Origin of the sequence: Microcoleus sp. D3_18_C4 (assembly GCF_036702355.1) — a bacterium.
Taxonomy (GTDB): domain Bacteria; phylum Cyanobacteriota; class Cyanobacteriia; order Cyanobacteriales; family Microcoleaceae; genus Microcoleus.
Genome location: NZ_JAUBTF010000035.1, coordinates 1 through 18,650, shown reverse-complemented (window position 1 = coordinate 18,650; position 18,650 = coordinate 1). Strand labels below are relative to the sequence as shown.

Genomic DNA, 18,650 nt, shown 5'->3' with positions numbered 1-18,650 from the left:
AAATACGCTCTGAGATTGTGTCCGGTTAATTGCCTGCAATTAGCGCTTGTTTGTATTGAGCAATGCAAGTCCCCTCTTGATCGAGTAACCAATACTTGCATTCCTTGCTACAAATTTAATTACAAACTTAATTATGGTTGTCTAACCCGACATAATTTAACTCAGTTGAGTCGCTCAATTTGTCTGCGGTTTGGGCAGCACAACTGTAAACACGCTGCCTTGACCGACATTGCTGCTAATAGCAATCTCACCGTTAAAAGGTTTTAAAAGTTCAATACAAGTATAAAGTCCTAGACCAGTTCCTGTCGGTTCGCCTGCGTTTTTTTCCTCGCCTTTAGGCGGCTTGGATGTGTAAAAAGGGTCAAAAACTTTTGGCAAATCTTCAGATGATATGCCGCATCCCGTATCTGCAATATCCATGTATATGTTCAAGTCGTCTTGCCGAGTCACGATAGTTATTTCTCTGCTTTTCTTTTCCCACATAGCATCCATTGCATTATTGATTAAATTATAAAATACTTGAGAAATATAGGAATAAATTAAGGGAATACTAGCAATTTCTTCGTCATAAAAGTATTTTTTTCTAATCTTATTTTTAAAATACAGGTTGCCTTCCAATAGCTGAATTTCTCGCTGCACTAAATCATTGATATTCACCGGGTGCATATCTTGCTTTTGCTCGTTTCGGCTTTTCATCATCAGAGTATCCATGATCTGATTGATTTTTGTGACTGCTTGAAAAATATACTTAGTATAGTTAAACAGAGAGTCTTCTTGAATTTGTGTGGCTTTTGTTTCAATCAAATCGACGCTAGTCTGGATCACTTGCAGGGGACTTTTGAGGTTGTGAACCATGCCCTGAGTCAAACGTCCGATGATGGCTGTTTTTTCCTGGTTTATTAATTGCTTGGTTTTTTGTTCAACAAGTTTTTCCAGGTTTTGGTTGAGGTGGGCAAGTTCGAGGTTTTTTTCTTCAAGTTTTTTTTGCAAGCTGCGGATTGTCAAGTGGGTTTGAATGCGGCTCAAAACTTCTTCGTGCTGGAAAGGCTTAGTGATGTAGTCAACTGCTCCTGTCTGAAAGCCTTTTACTTTATCAGGCGTATCGGAAAGGGCGCTCATGAAGATGATGGGAATATCTTGCGTTGACGGGTCTGCTTTCAAACGTCGGCAAGTTTCAAAACCGTCAATTCCTGGCATCATGATATCCAAAAGAATCAAGTCGGGATGGATGTAGTCAATTTGCTCGATCGCACTTTCGCCGTCTAGAGCCACTAATACTTTAAACCCGTAATTCCTTAACAACTCGAAAAGTACGTCAAGATTTGTTTGGTTGTCATCGACAATTAGTATGATGCTTCTTTCTGAATTCTTATCGTTCATATTCAAGGGAAATATTCAAATTTTTGAGTTTTGAGTTGTAGTTTGCGAGTTTAAATCGGGTTCAAGTGATTTTCTGCGGCTCTAGAAATCCGGTTGCTTCCTAGATGCCTTTATTTGCAATCACTCTTTTCTTTTGTAAGCGGGTTCTCCTGCCCACCCCACAAGAAATTCAGTCTCTGTGGAACAAGCCGGAAAGCCTGTTGCTGACAATGGTGCAAGATCAGAGATTTAACTGATTTTGAGTTGTCTGTTAGCTACCGTCAATTTTAGGACAAATGTTGCTTCAAAAAATCTCGAATTTGCTTGAGCTGAAATCCTTTAGCAAGTTGGCGCAGGTGATGAACGAAAGGCACTAATTTCGGATCGGAATTTTCTAGTTGAGCAGTTTCTTCTAGAATAGCTTCAATATCCCCCATTGCAGCAAATCTTAACATTGCCAGCACTGACTCTGAGGCAGGAGAAACCATCGTTGAGTCAGCAGCAGCAATCTCAGAGGATGCTTTTGCAGTTTGAGCTTTCCGCTTTTTGGTTTTTGATCTTTCTTCGTAAACCCATTCTAGTCTCAAATGCAGGCGCAATAATTCTAAAAGCTCGTTAGTTTGAATCGGCTTGGTGAGAAAATTATCGCAACCTGCAAGTATGCTCTCTTTCTTGGTAGTCTCGTAAACGTTAGCAGACAAAGCAAGGATAACCGTATTTTTTAATTCCGGCAACTGTCGCAGCCGCCTGGTAGCTTCCCAACCGTTCATGACGGGCATCAGCAAATCCATTAAAATTATATCCGGTAGAAATTCCTGTGCTTTGTGCAAGCAGTCTTCGCCGTCTGTAGCTTCTGCAATTTCAAAGCCTAAATGAAAAAGTAGCCTGTGCAACATGGCGCGATTTACTTCGTGATCGTCCACGATTAGCACTTTCCGCTGGGGGCCGGTAAAACCGATAAGCCGCCTTTTTTCTTGCCGGGAGGGGAGTTCAGAAGACTGGGCGACTGCGGGCAAGTCTAGATCCACCCAAAATATACTGCCTTTGCCGGAGGTACTTTGGACGCGAATTTGGCTGCCCATCATTTTGGCTAATTTTTGGCTGATGGAAAGTCCCAGTCCCGTACCTTCAACGAAATTGTTATGATCGCCCACTTGATGAAAAGGCAAAAATATTTCTTCTAATTTATTCTGCCCGATGCCAATGCCGGTATCTTCGATTTGAAAGCGAATTTTAGGGGTAGGGGTACGGCCGATATTTTCTGCTGTTATCACCTCGCGCGCTTCTGTTGTGCCTAGCGACGGGTTCGACATTTGCTGCGCGTCTATATTCCCGGTCAAATTTATCGTTTGAGTCGCAATCTCCGCTGTCAAACTAGAATTTTCGCAGGTAGTTTGAGGATAATTATCGGGGAAATTTTCTGCATAACCGACTTTGAATGTAACGCTGCCGCTGTTCGTAAACTTAACGGCATTGCTGAGCAAATTAATCAAAACTTGACGCAACCTTTTTTCGTCTGCCAAAATGCCGTCTGGCAGCGCTGACATCTGCTCGTAATTAAAGGCAATTCCTTTTTGAGCAGAGCGCATCTGGAACAAATCAATAATACTTTTCACAAAACTGGAAAAATGCACGTTTGTCAGCGACAGATCCATTTTACTAGCTTCGATTTTTGAGAGGTCTAAAACATCATTAATCAGCATCAGCAGGTGGTTGCCGCACTGGTGAATGTTGTTAAGACTTTCCTGCTGATCGGCGGTAAAGTTTTTATCGACTTTGAGCAGTTGGATGTATCCCAAAATCCCGTTCAAAGGCGTCCGCAATTCGTGGCTCATGTTGGCGAGAAAGTCGCTTTTAGCGCGGTTGGCGGATTCGGCGGCTTCTTTAGCTAATTGCAGGGCGGCTTCTGCAAGTTTGCGATCGGCAATTTCGGTTTGTGCTTGTTCAAATAGCATCGATTGCTGAATGGCGATCGCCAACTGCACCCCCAATTGTTTTAGGCACTCTCCCTCCAATTGTTGCCAGGGACGCGGGCCCGTGCAGTGGTGGGCAATTAACAGCCCCCACAAGTTTTCGCCTTGCAAAATCGGCACTACCATATTCGCTCTCACATCGAGCCGAGTCAACAAAGCCAAGTGGCAGTCGGCCAGGCCGGCATTGTGAACATCTTCTATGGCTTTAATTCTGCCGTCTTGGTAAAGAGGAACGTAGGCTGCCCCAAAACAGGGGTCATAAATTTCCATTCCTACAATTGGTCGGCAATTTTCGGCAACTGACTCGACAGCGATAAACCCGCTCCAATCCGGATTGAATTGGTAAATAACAGTGCGGTCTACTTGCAAAAAATGCCGCACTTCTTCGACACTTTTGGTAAGAATTTCTTCGAGATTTAGAGAAGATCTAATGCGTTCCAGCATGGCTACTGCCAACTGTTCGCGCTTTAACTTTTGGCGCAAAATTAGTTCTGATTCTTTGCGTTTTGTGATGTCGGTAATTACTGCAATTAAGCCGATGTAATTTCCATTAATATCTTGAATACTGTCGGCTCGCACCAGAGCAGTTACTGCTTCGCCGCTCTTAGTTTGCAGTGCAACTTCGCCACACCAAGAGCGACCTTTGCGAAGGCTTTTATAGATTTGTTTGTAATTTTTATGCCGGACATAAAGCGCAGTCATATCGCCAATATCATTGAGTTCTTCCACCGTGTAGCCGTAGCGCTGAATGAAGGCTTGATTGTGGTAAATAGACCGCCCTTTTAAGTCGGCGATCACGATCGCGTCGCTGGTACTTTCGACGGCTTGAGTGACCTGCAGTAAAGCTAATTCTGCTGCTTTGCGATCGCTAATATCCGTCATCGAACCCACCATCCGCAGAGGGTTTCCGGCTTCGTCCCACACTGCTTGAGCGCGGGCGAGCACCCACTTATAGCTACCGTCTTTGCACTGCAAGCGGTATTCGGCGGCGTAATAGGGGGTTTGGCGATCGAGATAACCTTGAATCGCTGCTTGCACTCGTGAGCGATCGTCTGGATGGATGCGCTCGATCCATGCGCTGTTGGTGCTGTCGATTTCGCCGTCTGTGTAACCAATAATTTCTTGCCAGCGGGCCGATCGAAAAGCTTCATTTGTTTGAAGATTCAGATCCCAAATTCCGTCTTGATTGCCTTTGAGAACTAACTGCCAGCGTTCTTCACTTTTACGCAATTCTTCTTCGGCTTGTTTGCGCTGAATATGATCGCCCAACTGAGTCGCTACAGCCTTGACCAACTCTACAATACGCGGTTCCATAATCGAGCGGTCGCGCTTGCAGAATACTAACACTGCCAACACCTCTGAGCTAGTGTGAATTGGCACTCCGAAACAACCTTTCAATCCGACTGATGCCGCCATTTGCGATCGGGCAAAAAGATGATTTTTGGCTAGAGAAATATCTTCAATCCATTCTACATTTCTGGTTGACCAAATCCGTCCAGGTACTGCCACACCGGCGGCGAATCTAATTTTTTTACTTTCGCGGCCGAACCTATCTAAATCGCGATCGCTAGCGTACCAAGTTTCGCTGTGTTCCAAATAAGTACCGTTAGCACTCGGTATCCAAGCTTCCGCAAAATTCCAGCCAATCGCATTGCACAGCAACCGCAGGATATCTGGAAGGGCGCTGTGAAAATCGGCCGACTGACTAATGGCTTGAGTTGCTGCCAGCAACAGCTTTATTTCATCTTCTGCTTGCTTGCTTTCTGTAATATCAGTTCCCGTACCGAGAATTTGTTTTAACTTACCGTCTGCTGTTTTCGCAAATACAGTATCTCGGCTAACCATCCAGTGCCAAGAACCATCCTTGTGCCTAATTCTGTATTCAATTTCAAAGATATCCCCTTCGCTGCCTGTTTCAACTTGCTGTAAATAATCAGGCATTTTTATTGAATCTTCGGGGTGGATTAAAGTTGACATCATCCACGGCCCCATTCCCTGAATCTCCTCTACTGTATAGCCAAGAATGTGGTATATAGAAGCGTTAGCATAGATATTTTTTTTTTCAATTAAGTCACAAACATACAAAATATTAGGACTGGCCCCAGCAATTTGCTGAGCGAACCGCTGGCTTTCCCGCAGTGCTGCTTCTGTTTTTTTTCTTTGGGAAATATCGCGAACAATGCAAATGATTTCCCCGTCGGGCAGCATTGTCAGCGATACATCTAGAGGAACCTTCGATCCGTCGCGGCGGCATCCTACTGCTTCAGTCATGTACCAACCTTTCTGCACTAAATTAGGCACAACTTCTTGCTCAAACCTCTGCTGTTCTGCACCTTCGTAGAATATTTTCCAATTTTTGCCTAACAGTTCTTCGAGAGAGTCGTAACCGTAGATTTTTAGTCGGGCTGCGTTGCAATAAATCAACAGTCCGTCGCTATCGATTATGGCTATACCTTCGGAAGCGGCAGCCATTGCCGCTGTTTGTCGGTGGAGTTTTGACTCGAAACGTTTGCGATTGGTGATGTCGCGGACGATCGCGATAATTTCGTCATCCGTGCAGAAAACAATTCTCGCTTCAAAATCGTACAGTTCATCATTAACGGGCATTTGATATTCTACAACTTGAATCTCGCCAGTGGCGATCGCTTGTTGATGGCCAGACAAGATTTTGTCAGCAAAAGCAGTCGGCAATATGTCTTGTGCTTTTTTGCCGATTAGTGCTTTTTGTGGGAGGATATTCTCGAAATCTTTGGCAGGCTTGAAGTCTACAAAAGTGCCGTCTGCCCGACAGCGAAATATCATGTCTGGTATCGCATTTAAAAGAGCGCGGTTAGTGGCTTCGCTCTTACGCAATTCAGCTTCAGCTTGCTTGCTAAATGTAACGTCGCGAGCCACTGCATAAATCAAACCTTCTTCTGCAAACGGCGATGCTGTCCACGACAGCCATTTATAAGTGCCATCTTGACAAAGATAGCGGTTTTCTAAGCTAATAACGGGGTGGCTTTTTTTAAGTTTTTCTAATTCCGCTACAGTAATTTCTAGGTCTTCTGGATGGACGAATTCTATCAAAGGTTTGGCTAAGATTTCATCACTGCTATAACCTAATACATTTGACCAAGCGGGGTTTAAGCGTTTGAAATAGCCATCAAAACCTGCAATGCAAAGTAAATCCAGCGAGAGATTAAAAAATCGATCGCGGTCTTGCTGGGTTTGTTTCAATTCCGTAACATCCATCACCAAACCGTCCCAAACTATATCGCCGTTGGCTTGCTTTTCTGGCTTTGACGCGCCTTGCAGCCATTTCACTCGATCTCCCATAACTTGCCGCCACTGGTGTTGCCAAGCTTGCTGAGTCGCCGCTGAAGTTGCGATCGATCGCTGCAAGTCTGAGATGTCGTCGGGGTGAACTGTTGCAAAAGCCAACGTGGCATTTTCTTCTATTTGTTCTGGCTTTAAATTGTATAGCTGCCAACTGCCCGAGGAAACGTAAGTAAAAGATGTTTTACCATTTCCATAAAGCCGATATTGATAAATCATTCCCGGCACGTTGTCCGTCATTATTTGAAATCGAGCTTCGCTTTCCTGCAACGCTATTTGCTGGCGTTTGTAGTCAGTCACATCTCGCATTGTTCCGACCAACATTTTAGTCCCGTCGGCTTTTTTAAATACTGTTTTTTTAGTAGATATAATGCGTTCTTGACCGCCGCCATCGGTAAACAATTCTTCTGTTTCCTCAGCAAGACTTCTTTGCAATACTTGCTGGTCTCGTTGCCCAAAAAAAGCCGCTTGTGCTGGGGGTAAAAAATCGTATCCTGACTTGCCAATCAGTTCCGATCGCCTTTGGCCTATTAAATTGCAAAAAGCATCGTTTAATACGATCCATCTGTGCTGCTCATCTTTGACAAAAATCGGGTCAGGAGTAGAATTAATCGTGTGATTTAAAAACTCTTCTGATGCTTTTAATTGAGCTTCGTAACGGTAGCGATCGCTCACGTCCAAGACTACTTTAATCAGGTGGTCGATCGAGCCGTCTAGGGCGCGAATACAGCGCAGGGAAACTCTAGTATAAACTATTTTTCCGTCTTTTCTGCGCCACCTTTGGTCTAAAACATAGCCTTCACTCTCCCCTGCCAAAATTTTATTTAACTGCTCTAAACTTGCCTGCAAGTCTTCAGGAAAACCCCACATCTCGCAATTCTCGTGCAAAAAGTCTTGGCGATCGTATCCCAGCAAATCGCACAAAGCATCGTTTACTTCTAACCACTCGTATTTTTCTGGGGCTGAGGGGGAATTCGGAGGAGCAAGAATCGCAATTCCGACGAGAGAATTCTCGACTACCGAGCGATATTTTTCTTCACTTTTTCGCAAAGCTTCTTGGTTGTGCTGTCTCTCGACTGCGTAACGCAGCGATCTAATTAACACTTCGCTGTCGATTTTTCGCTTCACTAGATAATCTTGAGCTCCGGCTTGGATTGACTGCACGGCAAGCTCTTCATCGTTGCGGGCAGTCAGTACGACAATCGGAGTATTTAGGCTATATTCTTGTATTTTGACAATTGTATTTAAGTCTTGGCTATCGGGCAGCGAAAGATCTAGTAAAATCACATCAAAATGTTCGCTGACCAAAAGTTGCTGCGCTTTGCTGAGACGGTCTGTACAACTTACTGATAGCCTTTGGGGTTCGGCTCTACTGACATTTGTTTCTAATAATAATTCTTCGATCAGATCGGCTTCTGCTTGATTGTCTTCGACCAGAAGAACTTTAAAGCCGTTTCGCTTTGCGGGTGGGCTCAAAACTGATATCATATACCTTATTTTTTGTCAGAAGGCAGTGTAGCCAACTATTATAGCATATAAAGAATTGTCTAGCCACAAATCCTGCCGTTACCAGTTAAAAAATCTTTGGTTCAACAATTACAATGCACTTGATCTCAGATGTTGAACGGTTATCAACAACTGGCTTTCTGGCCCATTTCACCAAGAGTCAATTTTCTTAGGAGGGGCTCTTCTGACCAGCCATTAAAAGGCTTATTGAAAATGGTACAATATCTGATATCTATGCGATTGTGTTTTTCCTCTAAGTAGGCTAACGCAATCAGAGAGAAAATTTTTATGGTTTTTAGAAGCTGGGTTTCAGGAGGAAACTCAGCGGCGTAGTATTTTTCTGGGCGATCGCCCCTGTGACACGATGTTAGATTTTAGATTTAGTCCACAGATGAATCGGGGATGTGGAACTAGAATCTCCAATTTTCGGCGACTCAGGACTCTTGTCGGAAAATAAGTATCGGTTTTTGGGCGGGTTCAGCCGATCGCGCGATCGAATCCCACCCTTTGTTGCCCTTGGATTCCGCTACCAACACAATCCAAGCTATATCCCCACACCCATGAGCGCTCAACGCCAAAAAAGCCGTGGGAACTATCTTCGCTATTCATATTTTTACCACTTCTTTTATAATACCTTACATAAACTCATTACTGGAATTTCTTTACTTTTTGCAATCAAATAAAACATCTCCACAGGCCTTGCTATTTAGCCAAAAAGTGATAGTCTTGAAATAGAGGCAATCGAAAATTCGGTTGATACAGCCTAGGAAAAAAATTGAGAATTTTTGTAACAAAATTACAATTCCCAATAAACTGTCTTTTGTTTACTGTCCTTTGACCGAAATGAGCTGAAGTTGAGAGGAAAAAAGCAATGCTCGACAATTTAGCAATTGAACAAAAACCCGGTTTAATTCCCAAAGAAAAAGCCTTAGTATTGTTGTTTGATGAAGTCGGTATCGCCGACATCCCATTAGTAGGGGGAAAAAATGCTTCTTTGGGCGAAATGATTCAACAGTTAAGCCCCCAAGGAGTTAGAGTTCCCAACGGATTTGCAACTACAGCATACGCTTACCGGTACTTCATCCAGTCAGCGGGTTTAGAAGCTAAATTGCGCGAAATTTTTGCCGATTTAGACGTAGAAGATCTGCAGAACCTGCGACAAAAAGGCAAGCAAGCGCGGGCACTGATTCTCGACACACCATTTCCGCGAGAACTCCAAGCGGCGATCGCGGATGCTTACGAAAAATTGTGCGATCGCTACGGCGACAGTACAGACGTAGCAGTGCGTTCCTCCGCCACCGCCGAAGACTTACCCGACGCCAGTTTCGCCGGACAGCAAGAAACCTACCTCAACGTCCAAGCTTGCGCTGGCGTCCTCGAATGCTGTCACAAATGCTTTGCTTCCATATTCACAGATCGCGCAATTTCCTACCGCCAACAGCGGGGTTTCGACCACTTTGAAGTCGCCCTATCAGTCGGCGTCCAAAAAATGGTGCGATCGGACTTAGCATCCTCCGGCGTCATGTTCAGCATCGACACCGAAACCGGATTCAAAAACGCCGTATTAGTCACCGCCGCCTACGGATTAGGCGAAAATGTCGTCCAAGGAACCGTCAACCCCGACGAATACTTCGTCTTTAAACCAACATTAAAACAAGGTTTTCGCCCGATTTTAGACAAACGCCTCGGCAGCAAAACCCTCAAAATGGTGTACGATATCGGCGGTTCTAAATACACCAAAAACGTCTCCGTGATCGCCGCTGAAAAAAACAAATTTGCCATCCAAGATGATGAAATTCTGCAACTAGCCAAATGGGCCGTAGTCATCGAAGATCACTACTCTAAAGTGCGCGGGACGTACACTCCGATGGACATTGAGTGGGCAAAAGACGGCAATACCGGCGAATTGTTTATTGTCCAAGCGCGACCCGAAACAGTACAATCTCAAAAGTCTGCTAAAGTTTTGCGAAACTACAAATTGCAAGGTAGCAGTGCAATTTTAGCAAAAGGACGCGCCGTTGGCGAATCAATCGGACAAGGAAAAGCCCGCGTGATTTTAGATGTTCACAAAATCGCTGAATTTCAATCAGGAGAAGTTTTAGTTACCAACAAAACAGACCCGGATTGGGAACCGATTATGAAAAAAGCAAGTGCGATCGTCACCAATTCCGGTGGCCGCACTTGTCACGCCGCCATCATCGCCAGAGAAATGGGAATTCCCGCCATTGTCGGCACCGGCGACGCCACCCAAATCTTGAAAAACGGGCAAGAAATCACTGTTTCTTGTTCCGAAGGAGACGAAGGCAAAGTTTATGCCGGTTTGCTTCCTTTTGAAATTCAAGAAACTGCGATCGAGAATTTACCCCGCACCCGCACTCAAATTTTAATGAATGTCGGGAACCCAGAAGAAGCCTTTGGTTTATCAGCCATTCCTTGCGACGGCGTAGGCTTAGCGCGGTTGGAATTCATCATTGCCAATCACATTAAAGCACACCCGCTGGCACTGATTCACTTTGACGAATTGGTGGATGAATCTGTCAAGGAAGAAATCGCAAACCTGACAGCACTTTACCAACACAAACCCGATTTCTTCACCGACAAACTCGCCCACGGAATTGCCACAATTGCCGCCGCATTTTATCCAAATCCAGTTATCGTGCGGATGAGCGATTTCAAGAGCAACGAATATGCTAATCTTTTGGGAGGGCGGCAGTTTGAACCCAAGGAAGAAAACCCGATGATCGGGTGGCGTGGCGCCTCTCGCTATTACGACCCAAATTACCGCGAAGCTTACGCTTTAGAATGCAAAGCATTAAAGCGAGTTCGCGACGAAATGGGCTTGACAAATGTGATTCCGATGATTCCATTTTGTCGCACCCCGGATGAAGGGCGAAAAGTGTTAGCCGAGATGGCAAAACACGGTTTAGTTAAGGGCGAGAACGGCTTGCAAGTGTATGTGATGTGCGAATTGCCGAGCAATGTCATATTTGCTGACGAATTTGCCCAAGTTTTTGACGGATTCTCGATCGGCTCTAACGATTTAACTCAGCTAACATTAGGATTAGACCGGGATTCTGCTTTAGTCGCCCACATCTTTGACGAACGGAATGAAGCTGTCAAGCGCATGGTAGCAATTGCCATTAAAGCCGCCAAAAAGTACGATCGCAAGATTGGGATTTGCGGTCAAGCGCCCAGCGATTATCCTGAGTTTGCTCGTTTCTTGGTTGAGTTGGGAATTGATTCGATTAGTTTGAATCCCGATTCGGTTTTGAAGACTTTGTTGGATGTTGCTAAGGTGGAAGGCGCGGGTTCGTTGATGGATTTAGCGGGGGATGTTGCTAAGATTTAACCGTTTTGGTTTTGGAGAGCAACCGGGTTTCTCAAAAAGTTTGTGGGATGGGCGTCCCGCCCGTCCCACAATAACAATTAAAATTGTAAGTTATTTAATTCGCCTTCCTCAGTCGCCAGCTAACGGTTAACACAGGGGTGGCCTAGTTTGAGACTTGCTCGGGAACTTTTCTTATTTAAAACCGTCTTGTCGAGGAGGATTTTTTGTTGCCGATCGCCTAAATTAAAACAAATATTCTCCACATAAGCTCTGAAAAAGTGCTAACTGCTCTCCTGATTATTTTCATAGGTTTAGCTCCCTCGCTGCTGTCTTTGTGGGTGATGCGCTCTGCCCAGAGCCAAGCCCGCGATAGAATTGCTGCGGCCAGACTGGCGGTAGCGAATAGATCCATGCGAACTCAACTACAAACTGCCGATCGCACTTACATACAAAGCCTCGGTTATTCGATCGGCGATATCACTTGCGAGTATAACGCCCGCTCTAATTACATTCGCTGCGCGGTCAATCCTTCTGGGCCCTGTCAAGATTGTCGGTACTACCAAGCCAGAACTCTTGACGCTCGCGGTGAAAAGATATAGCTTATATTCGTGCTTGTATCTACGCCTATTTGCGGATGTAATAATCAATGAGTTAATATGTACTTACGTGTAAGGATTATGGTTGAAGCTTCTTTTGGACGACCCACGCCCAAACTCAGCAGTTAAAACCTAATCGAGCATTATTGCTTGGTTACAGTTGGTGGTTAAAATTGCCATAACAGGGGAATTGCGATCGGTGTTTTTTTAGTTGAGGATTTACGATCAGAAACGAAGTTTAGATGATAAATTTTGGTTGGGTGGCGAGAAATCTAGAAATAAATTGGGTTTCTAGTCTCCTGGGCGTAACTCCTGCAGTTAAGAAAATTGGCCAACAAAGATCGTAAGTAGCTGAGGGGCCAATCTCCAAATCAGTTTCTCCAAAACATCATGAAAAATTTTGCACGAAACATTGTCCCGAGCTTTTATCTTAAACAGAAACCAGCTCGAAGACTAGCTTGTTGATAGTTTGAGAAGTTGCTTCTGGGCGGCACTAATCTGTTTTTGCGATCGTAGCGAAACAGTCTCAAACCTAGATTGCTATCTCCAGACTGCAAGTCATGAATTTTTAAGACGCTTCGTCGATACAGGGTATGCCGATTTCAATTGAATCTCATATGTTGCACCATTTTCAAGAATAGGCTTTCAGGCCTGTTCCACAAGTGAATTTTCTTATGGGCTGGGCAGGAGAACCCCCCCATAGAAGGGTTATTGAGAATGGTAAAAGATCTCAGTTGAATGACACTTCGGGCACGGTCGCCATAATTATGTGACGGCTATCACTCCCTAATTAATGTCTGGTGGCTATTGTGAACAGGGCTTGTACACCAAAACCAAAGAAACCGAGTTGTTTACCGGGAGCGAGGGCTGCAAAGAAGTCTTTTCGTCCCTCAAACCAGGTTTATACGTCTAGAAATAGTGAATTTTCTCGGGAAATAAAGTGCATTAGACGATGTACAGAAAACCTCATTAAGTAAATTTTTGAGAACTGGTGTTATTATCTACTGCGCGATGTAAGAGATAAGCGTGTAACAGATACACTCGCTAACAGAAAAGAAAAAAGTCGAAGGCAAAATATCCCCGATAGAGAAATTATTGCGATTTAAACCCCAAATCCTCAGCGCTTCTGCCAGCGATATTTGCAAGGCTATCAAATATCAATATAATAGGACTGCTTTGTGCTGAGTAAAATTCGCTTTTTGCTCTAAATTCAAGTCAAGCAGCAGAGCCTCTTACTCGGCAATTAATTTATTTCAATAGGTGATAATGATCATCTGGAAATGGGTACATCATCTACAATCCGTGAGACAGTTTTACCATGCAAAGCATCTGCAACAAACCAATTTTTATCACCCCTAAAATAGGTGACTCTACCGCAAGGATTGCGGACACAAAATCCCGAACAAGAGCAACTTATCATCATAAAAAACCAATAAAACAAGTAAAAACAGAGGAGTGTTTCCTGTCCCAGAAACTTCCTGGCGGCACGAGAATTGGGCATCCCCACAGAGAATTTTTTCGAGCAACAGTAAGGGAAAACCCCCCGTGGTTGCCTCCTCGGAATATAAAAAATGTACTGTTTCTCGATGCCAGAGTAGAGAACAGGGACAGCTTGGCAAGAGGAGCAACAGCCGATACAGAGGTATTTGTTCTGGACTCGACGCGGGATGGAGTCGAGCAAATTACTAGAATTTTGGCGGTTTGCAGCGATTTAGACAGCCTTCAGATAGTTTCTCACGGTCGAGAAGCTCTGGTGCAGCTAGGGTCGATCGAACTCTGCAACGACAACTTACAAACCTACAGCCATTTGTTACAGCAGTGGGGAAAAGCCCTCAGCGAGAGAGGAGATATCTTGTTATTCGGGTGCAGCGTCGCAGCGGGGGAAAGCGGCGAGGCCTTCGTGCGGCGGCTCAGCTTGATTGCCGGTGCAGATATTGCAGCTTCCGACAACTTGACGGGGAGTGCGGCACTCGGCGGCGACTGGCAATTAAAATTTGCGACCGGGGAAATAAAAGCGAGAATCGCCATTGAAAAAGAAGTGCTCGCAGCCTACCCTTACGCCCTCGGCACATTAGTTAACGAAACTTTCAAAAACTCCACAGTTAGGGGGCCTTGGATTTACGGGGGAAACGACGGGGCTCTGTTTGATCCCAGCAGCGGGGTTCCAGCAGCCGAGCAACTTATCCCCGGCATTACCGGAGGCACTGTATCCGGCGTACTTCCGGCTTTGGGCGGGGCAAGTCCCGGCGATGGCGCTCTGCTATTAACTCCAGCAGTAAACCTTCGGGAAGCCTTCGTCATCTACAACAACCCCATTCCTTCAACCGACGGTCTCAGAGTCCAGTTTGATTTTTATTCTTACGGTTCAAACCAGCAATTTCCGTCTCCGCAACCCTCTATTAGCCCTCAGCCCGGGGACGGGCTGGGTTTCTTCTTGATTGACGGCACTGTTAGCCCAACCAGGACTGGGGGTTTTGGCGGTTCTCTGGCTTACGCTCCACGAACGGGTATACCCGGTATTGAGGGAGGTTATTTAGGCATTGGGCTTGACGAGTTTGGCAATTTTTCAACATCCACAGAAGGGCGCTCTGGCCCTGAGCCGCCTCCGATTCTCGGCTCCTCTATTGGTTCTTTCAGACCAGATTCAGTAACTGTTAGAGGAAATCAAGCAAAGGGTTATCAGTTTTTAACAAATGCCTTCGTTCCCTTCGGCATCGATAACATTCCTACGACCATTGACTTTAGTGGCCCTCAACCAGGCAGCAGTTTTAACTTCAGCAATACGTTCACGAGCGATCGCAATTTAGCCAAAAGAGCCGTTCAAATTACGCTGAATCCATCTAATGATCCGGTGAATCCCTCTCGCCTCACCGTTGCCTTCGATGAAAAATTCGACGGCATCTACGAAACTACATTGATCGACATCCCCAACTTGGCAACCGAAAACGGCCCAGTACCGCCAATTTTCAAATTTGGTTTTGGCAGTTCCACAGGAGGCGCCAACAACATTCACGAACTTCAAAACGTGGTAGTTGAAACTATCAATCCTCCCAGTATCGCCGCTGAGGTTGCCACTATCAAGACCGGCCCGCAGTTCGTCAAGTCCGAAGGCAGCATTACCTACACGATTACTACTGTAAACAGGGGGCCAGCGCCTGCTACAAATGTTCTGATTCAAGACGAAATACCTCTAGAACTGCTGTTTTCGGGCGGATTGCCGCCTGATCTGATTGCCTCCAACAACGGCACTTACGTGAACCAAACGAAAGCTGTCACCTGGCCGTTAATTCCGGTTCTCAATGCGGGTGAGACTGTGACTTACACCCTGACTATTGATTTGCCGCCCGGTTTAACCAGCGGTAGCAGTTTTGCCAACGTTGCATTCAGCACTAGCTCGACTTTCGACCCCGACCTCAGCAACAACAGCGGTATACTCGCGCCAGGGCAAATCGAGGGGCCTGGTGTAGTCTCTACCACAGTTGTTGATACAGTCGCGGATTTAGTTACTACCAAAAGTGGCCCTGTGACTACCTCGGCCGGGTCAAGCGTCACCTACACGCTGACTACGACTAACATCGGCCCAGACCCCGCTGCCGATGTGACCATCACTGACAGCATTATTCCGGGTTTAACAGAAGTCAGCGTATCGGACGGGGGGAGTTACGACCGTGTTTCGGGCATTGTCACCTTTCCAGCACTGACAGCGCTGGCAAATGCGGCTACTGCGACCCGCACTGTCAGTTTCAGTGCCCCAGCCACCGTTACTGCCATCAGCAACACGGCCCGGAGCAGTTCGGCGACTTTCGATCCGATCGTCACTAACAACAACGGTTCGACAACCAACAAAGACGGCACTCCCACTAACTCTACGGTTACGACAAGTATTGCGCCCAACGCCGACCTCGCAACCACAAAAACGGGCTCTACGAGTGCTACTGCTGGTAGTTCGGTCAGCTATACGATCGCCACAGTCAACTTAGGGCCGAGTCCTGCAGAAGCTGTAACCATCACGGACAGCATAGTTCCTGGGTTAACCGGAGTCACGGCATCGAACGGCGGCGTTTACGATCCACTAACCGGCATTGTCACCTTCGCGCCCGTGGCAATCGCCAACGCGGAGACTGTCACCCGGACGATCGAGTTCACAGTACCGCCCACCCTAACTTCCATCAGCAACACGGCCAGAAGTACCTCCATCACTCCCGACTCCACTCCGGCCAACAACAACGGTACAAACCCCAACGCCACCGTCACCACATCGATCGATCCTGTGGCCGATGTTGTCACCCAAAAAACGGCTCTGGCCAGCATCAAGGTAGGCGACACGCTACTTTATACAATTACTACTACCAACAACGGGCCGAGTCCTGCGACCAACGTAGTCATCACCGACAGCCTGATTCCCGGCTTAAGTAATGTCAGCGTATTCGATGGCGGAACCTACAACCCAACCACAGGGGCGATCGAGTTTCCAGCGATCGCGACTTTAGCCAGCGGCAGCAGTGTCACCCGCCGCCTAATTTTTGTACCCCCGCCTACCCTGACGAGCATCACCAACATTGTATTAAGTCGATCGGACACTTTTGACCCGGACTTAACAAACAACAACGGCTCGACAGTCGCAGTGCCCGGTGAAGCGGGGGGTCAAGTCATTACCTCGATCGATCCTGTGGCCGACCTGGTTACGTCCAAGAGCGGTCTCACATCTGCTCCTGCTGGTAGTTCCGTGACTTATACTATAACTACCGCCAACAATGGGCCCAATGCTGCTGAAAACGTAGTGATTACAGACAGCATCATTCCCGGTTTAACGGGAGTCAGCGCATCCGATAACGGCACTTACGACCCGGTGACAGGGGTTGTCACCTTCCCAACAATTCCCAGTTTGACTAGCGGCAGCAACATCAACCGCGAGGTAACATTAGTCGTTCCAGCGACGGGCACTATTAGCAATACTTCCCAGAGTCGATCGACCACTTTTGACCCCAAACCCAGCAATAACAACGGTTCCGAGTCCAGAGCCACTGTCACCACCGCCATTTTACTCGCCCAGCCCACACCCAACAAACTTCCATCAGCCAACAGCAGCAACGCTGCGCTAGCGCCCAACAGCATTGTCCAAATTAGCGGGCTCGGAGGCAGAGACTCAGACGGTACAGTGGTTACATTCACCATCAGCACCCTGCCGCCGGCAAATCAAGGCGTCCTGTTCTTGGGCGCCCCCGCAACGGGGGGAGTCGCCGTCACGGCTGGTCAAACCCTGACAGCCGAGCAAATGACGCAGTTATTCTTCCAGTCTGCCGGCAATTTCACAGGAGCTAATTTTACCTACAGCAGCAAGGACAATCTCGGTGCCAGCAGTCCTGCCGCCACAGTTTCTCTGGTCTCCCTGGCGTTCAACTACCCGCCAGTACCCACAAACTTCAGCAAGACATTGGCGCCAAACAGCACCGTCAACCTCACAGGGCTGACGGCCAAAGACCCTGACGACTCGATCGAATTCTTCACTATCAACACCCTGCCGGCAGCAAATCAAGGCGTCCTGTTCTTGGGCAACCCCAGCCAGGGAATCCGGGTCACTGCAGGCCAAAGACTGAGCACAACTCAAATCAGCCAGTTATTCTTCCAAGCAACCAGCGAATTCGCAGCCACCAACTTTACCTACAGCGCCACAGACCGCCGCGGCGCTATTAGTCCAGCCCCCGCTACAGCCTCCCTGCTAGCCCTATTACCTCCCACCGACCAGCCACCCGTCGCCAACAACTCCAGCCTCGCTGTGTTGCTGGGAACAACCGTGAACATCCCCGGACTCGGAGGAACCGACCCAGACGGGACGGTGGTTTCCTTTACCGTAAACACCTTGCCGCCAGCGAATGAAGGCACGCTGTTCTTAGGCGAACCCAGCCAAGGAGTGCGGGTCACGGCAGGTCAAACCCTTACAGCCGAGCAAATTACCCAGTTGTTCTTCCAGGCATCGGACAATTTCATAGGGGCTAACTTCACCTACAGCGCTATAGATAACCTCGGCGCCACCAGTGCGGCAGTCGCCACTGTCTCTCTCATTCCCCTTAAGGGACCGATACCGACGCCGACACCCGTGCCGACACCACCAACACCGGCACCCGCGCCGATACCCGCGCCGATACCCGTGCCGACACCACCAACACCCACACCAGCGCCGGAACCAACGGCGGAACCAACACCCACACCAGCGGCGGAACCAACACCCACACCAGCGGCGGAACCAACACCCACACCAGCGGCGGAACCAATACCCACACCCGCAGTGGAACCAACACCCACACCAACACCCACACCAACACCCACACCAACACCCACACCAACGGCGGAACCAACACCCACACCAACGACGGAACCAACACCCACACCAACACCCACACCAACACCCACACCAACGGCGGAACCAACACCCACACCAACACCAACACCAGCGCCAGAACCAACCCCCATCTTCAACCCAGTACCCGAACCGGATACCAGTTGCGGTTGCGACCCCTTGCCCTTGCTGCCCCCAATCACATTTATCCAACCCCAGCCAGAGCCCATACT

Annotated in this window: 6 protein-coding genes; 3 read left to right on the top strand and 3 right to left on the bottom strand. The window is 47.2% G+C overall.

Annotated elements, in window-relative coordinates; genetic code table 11:
- Positions 1 to 174: 174 nt before the first annotated feature.
- The 3 genes from QUA90_RS17825 to QUA90_RS17815 all read right to left on the bottom strand — a co-directional run bounded on the left by QUA90_RS17825 (position 175) and on the right by QUA90_RS17815 (position 8,765).
- Positions 175 to 1,380, bottom strand: a complete 1,206-nt coding sequence (locus QUA90_RS17825) for a hybrid sensor histidine kinase/response regulator (RefSeq protein WP_333446849.1) — start codon at positions 1,378 to 1,380, stop codon at positions 175 to 177.
- Positions 1,381 to 1,646: 266 nt separating this feature from the next.
- The gene (locus tag QUA90_RS17820; protein ID WP_333446847.1) at positions 1,647 to 8,138 is read right to left on the bottom strand and encodes a PAS domain S-box protein; all 6,492 of its coding nucleotides are present in this window, start codon (positions 8,136 to 8,138) and stop codon (positions 1,647 to 1,649) included.
- A gap of 495 nt (positions 8,139 to 8,633) precedes the next feature.
- Complete coding sequence (locus QUA90_RS17815; protein ID WP_333328999.1) at positions 8,634 to 8,765, bottom strand: hypothetical protein; 132 nt, start codon at positions 8,763 to 8,765, stop codon at positions 8,634 to 8,636.
- Positions 8,766 to 9,027: 262 nt separating this feature from the next.
- Between QUA90_RS17815 and ppsA the strand changes: the two genes are divergently transcribed.
- From ppsA to QUA90_RS17800, 3 genes are all read left to right on the top strand, one after another.
- Positions 9,028 to 11,505 carry a phosphoenolpyruvate synthase gene (ppsA, locus tag QUA90_RS17810; RefSeq protein ID WP_333446845.1) on the top strand — a complete coding sequence of 826 codons (2,478 nt, stop codon included), beginning with the start codon at positions 9,028 to 9,030 and terminating at the stop codon, positions 11,503 to 11,505.
- A gap of 257 nt (positions 11,506 to 11,762) precedes the next feature.
- A complete protein-coding gene (locus tag QUA90_RS17805) occupies positions 11,763 to 12,083 on the top strand; it encodes a DUF6464 family protein (protein WP_333328996.1) in 321 nt (106 codons plus the stop codon).
- A 1,609-nt stretch (positions 12,084 to 13,692) separates the two neighbouring features.
- Positions 13,693 to 18,650 (top strand): DUF4347 domain-containing protein (locus QUA90_RS17800; RefSeq protein ID WP_333446843.1); only part of this gene is annotated, 4,958 nt, incomplete at its 3' end.

Coding starts and splice junctions, on each gene's coding strand:
- QUA90_RS17825 (WP_333446849.1), bottom strand. CDS start 1,380: ATGAACGATAAGAATTCAGAAAGAAGCATCATACTAATTGTCGATGAC.
- QUA90_RS17820 (WP_333446847.1), bottom strand. CDS start 8,138: ATGATATCAGTTTTGAGCCCACCCGCAAAGCGAAACGGCTTTAAAGTT.
- QUA90_RS17815 (WP_333328999.1), bottom strand. CDS start 8,765: ATGAATAGCGAAGATAGTTCCCACGGCTTTTTTGGCGTTGAGCGCTCA.
- ppsA (WP_333446845.1), top strand. CDS start 9,028: ATGCTCGACAATTTAGCAATTGAACAAAAACCCGGTTTAATTCCCAAA.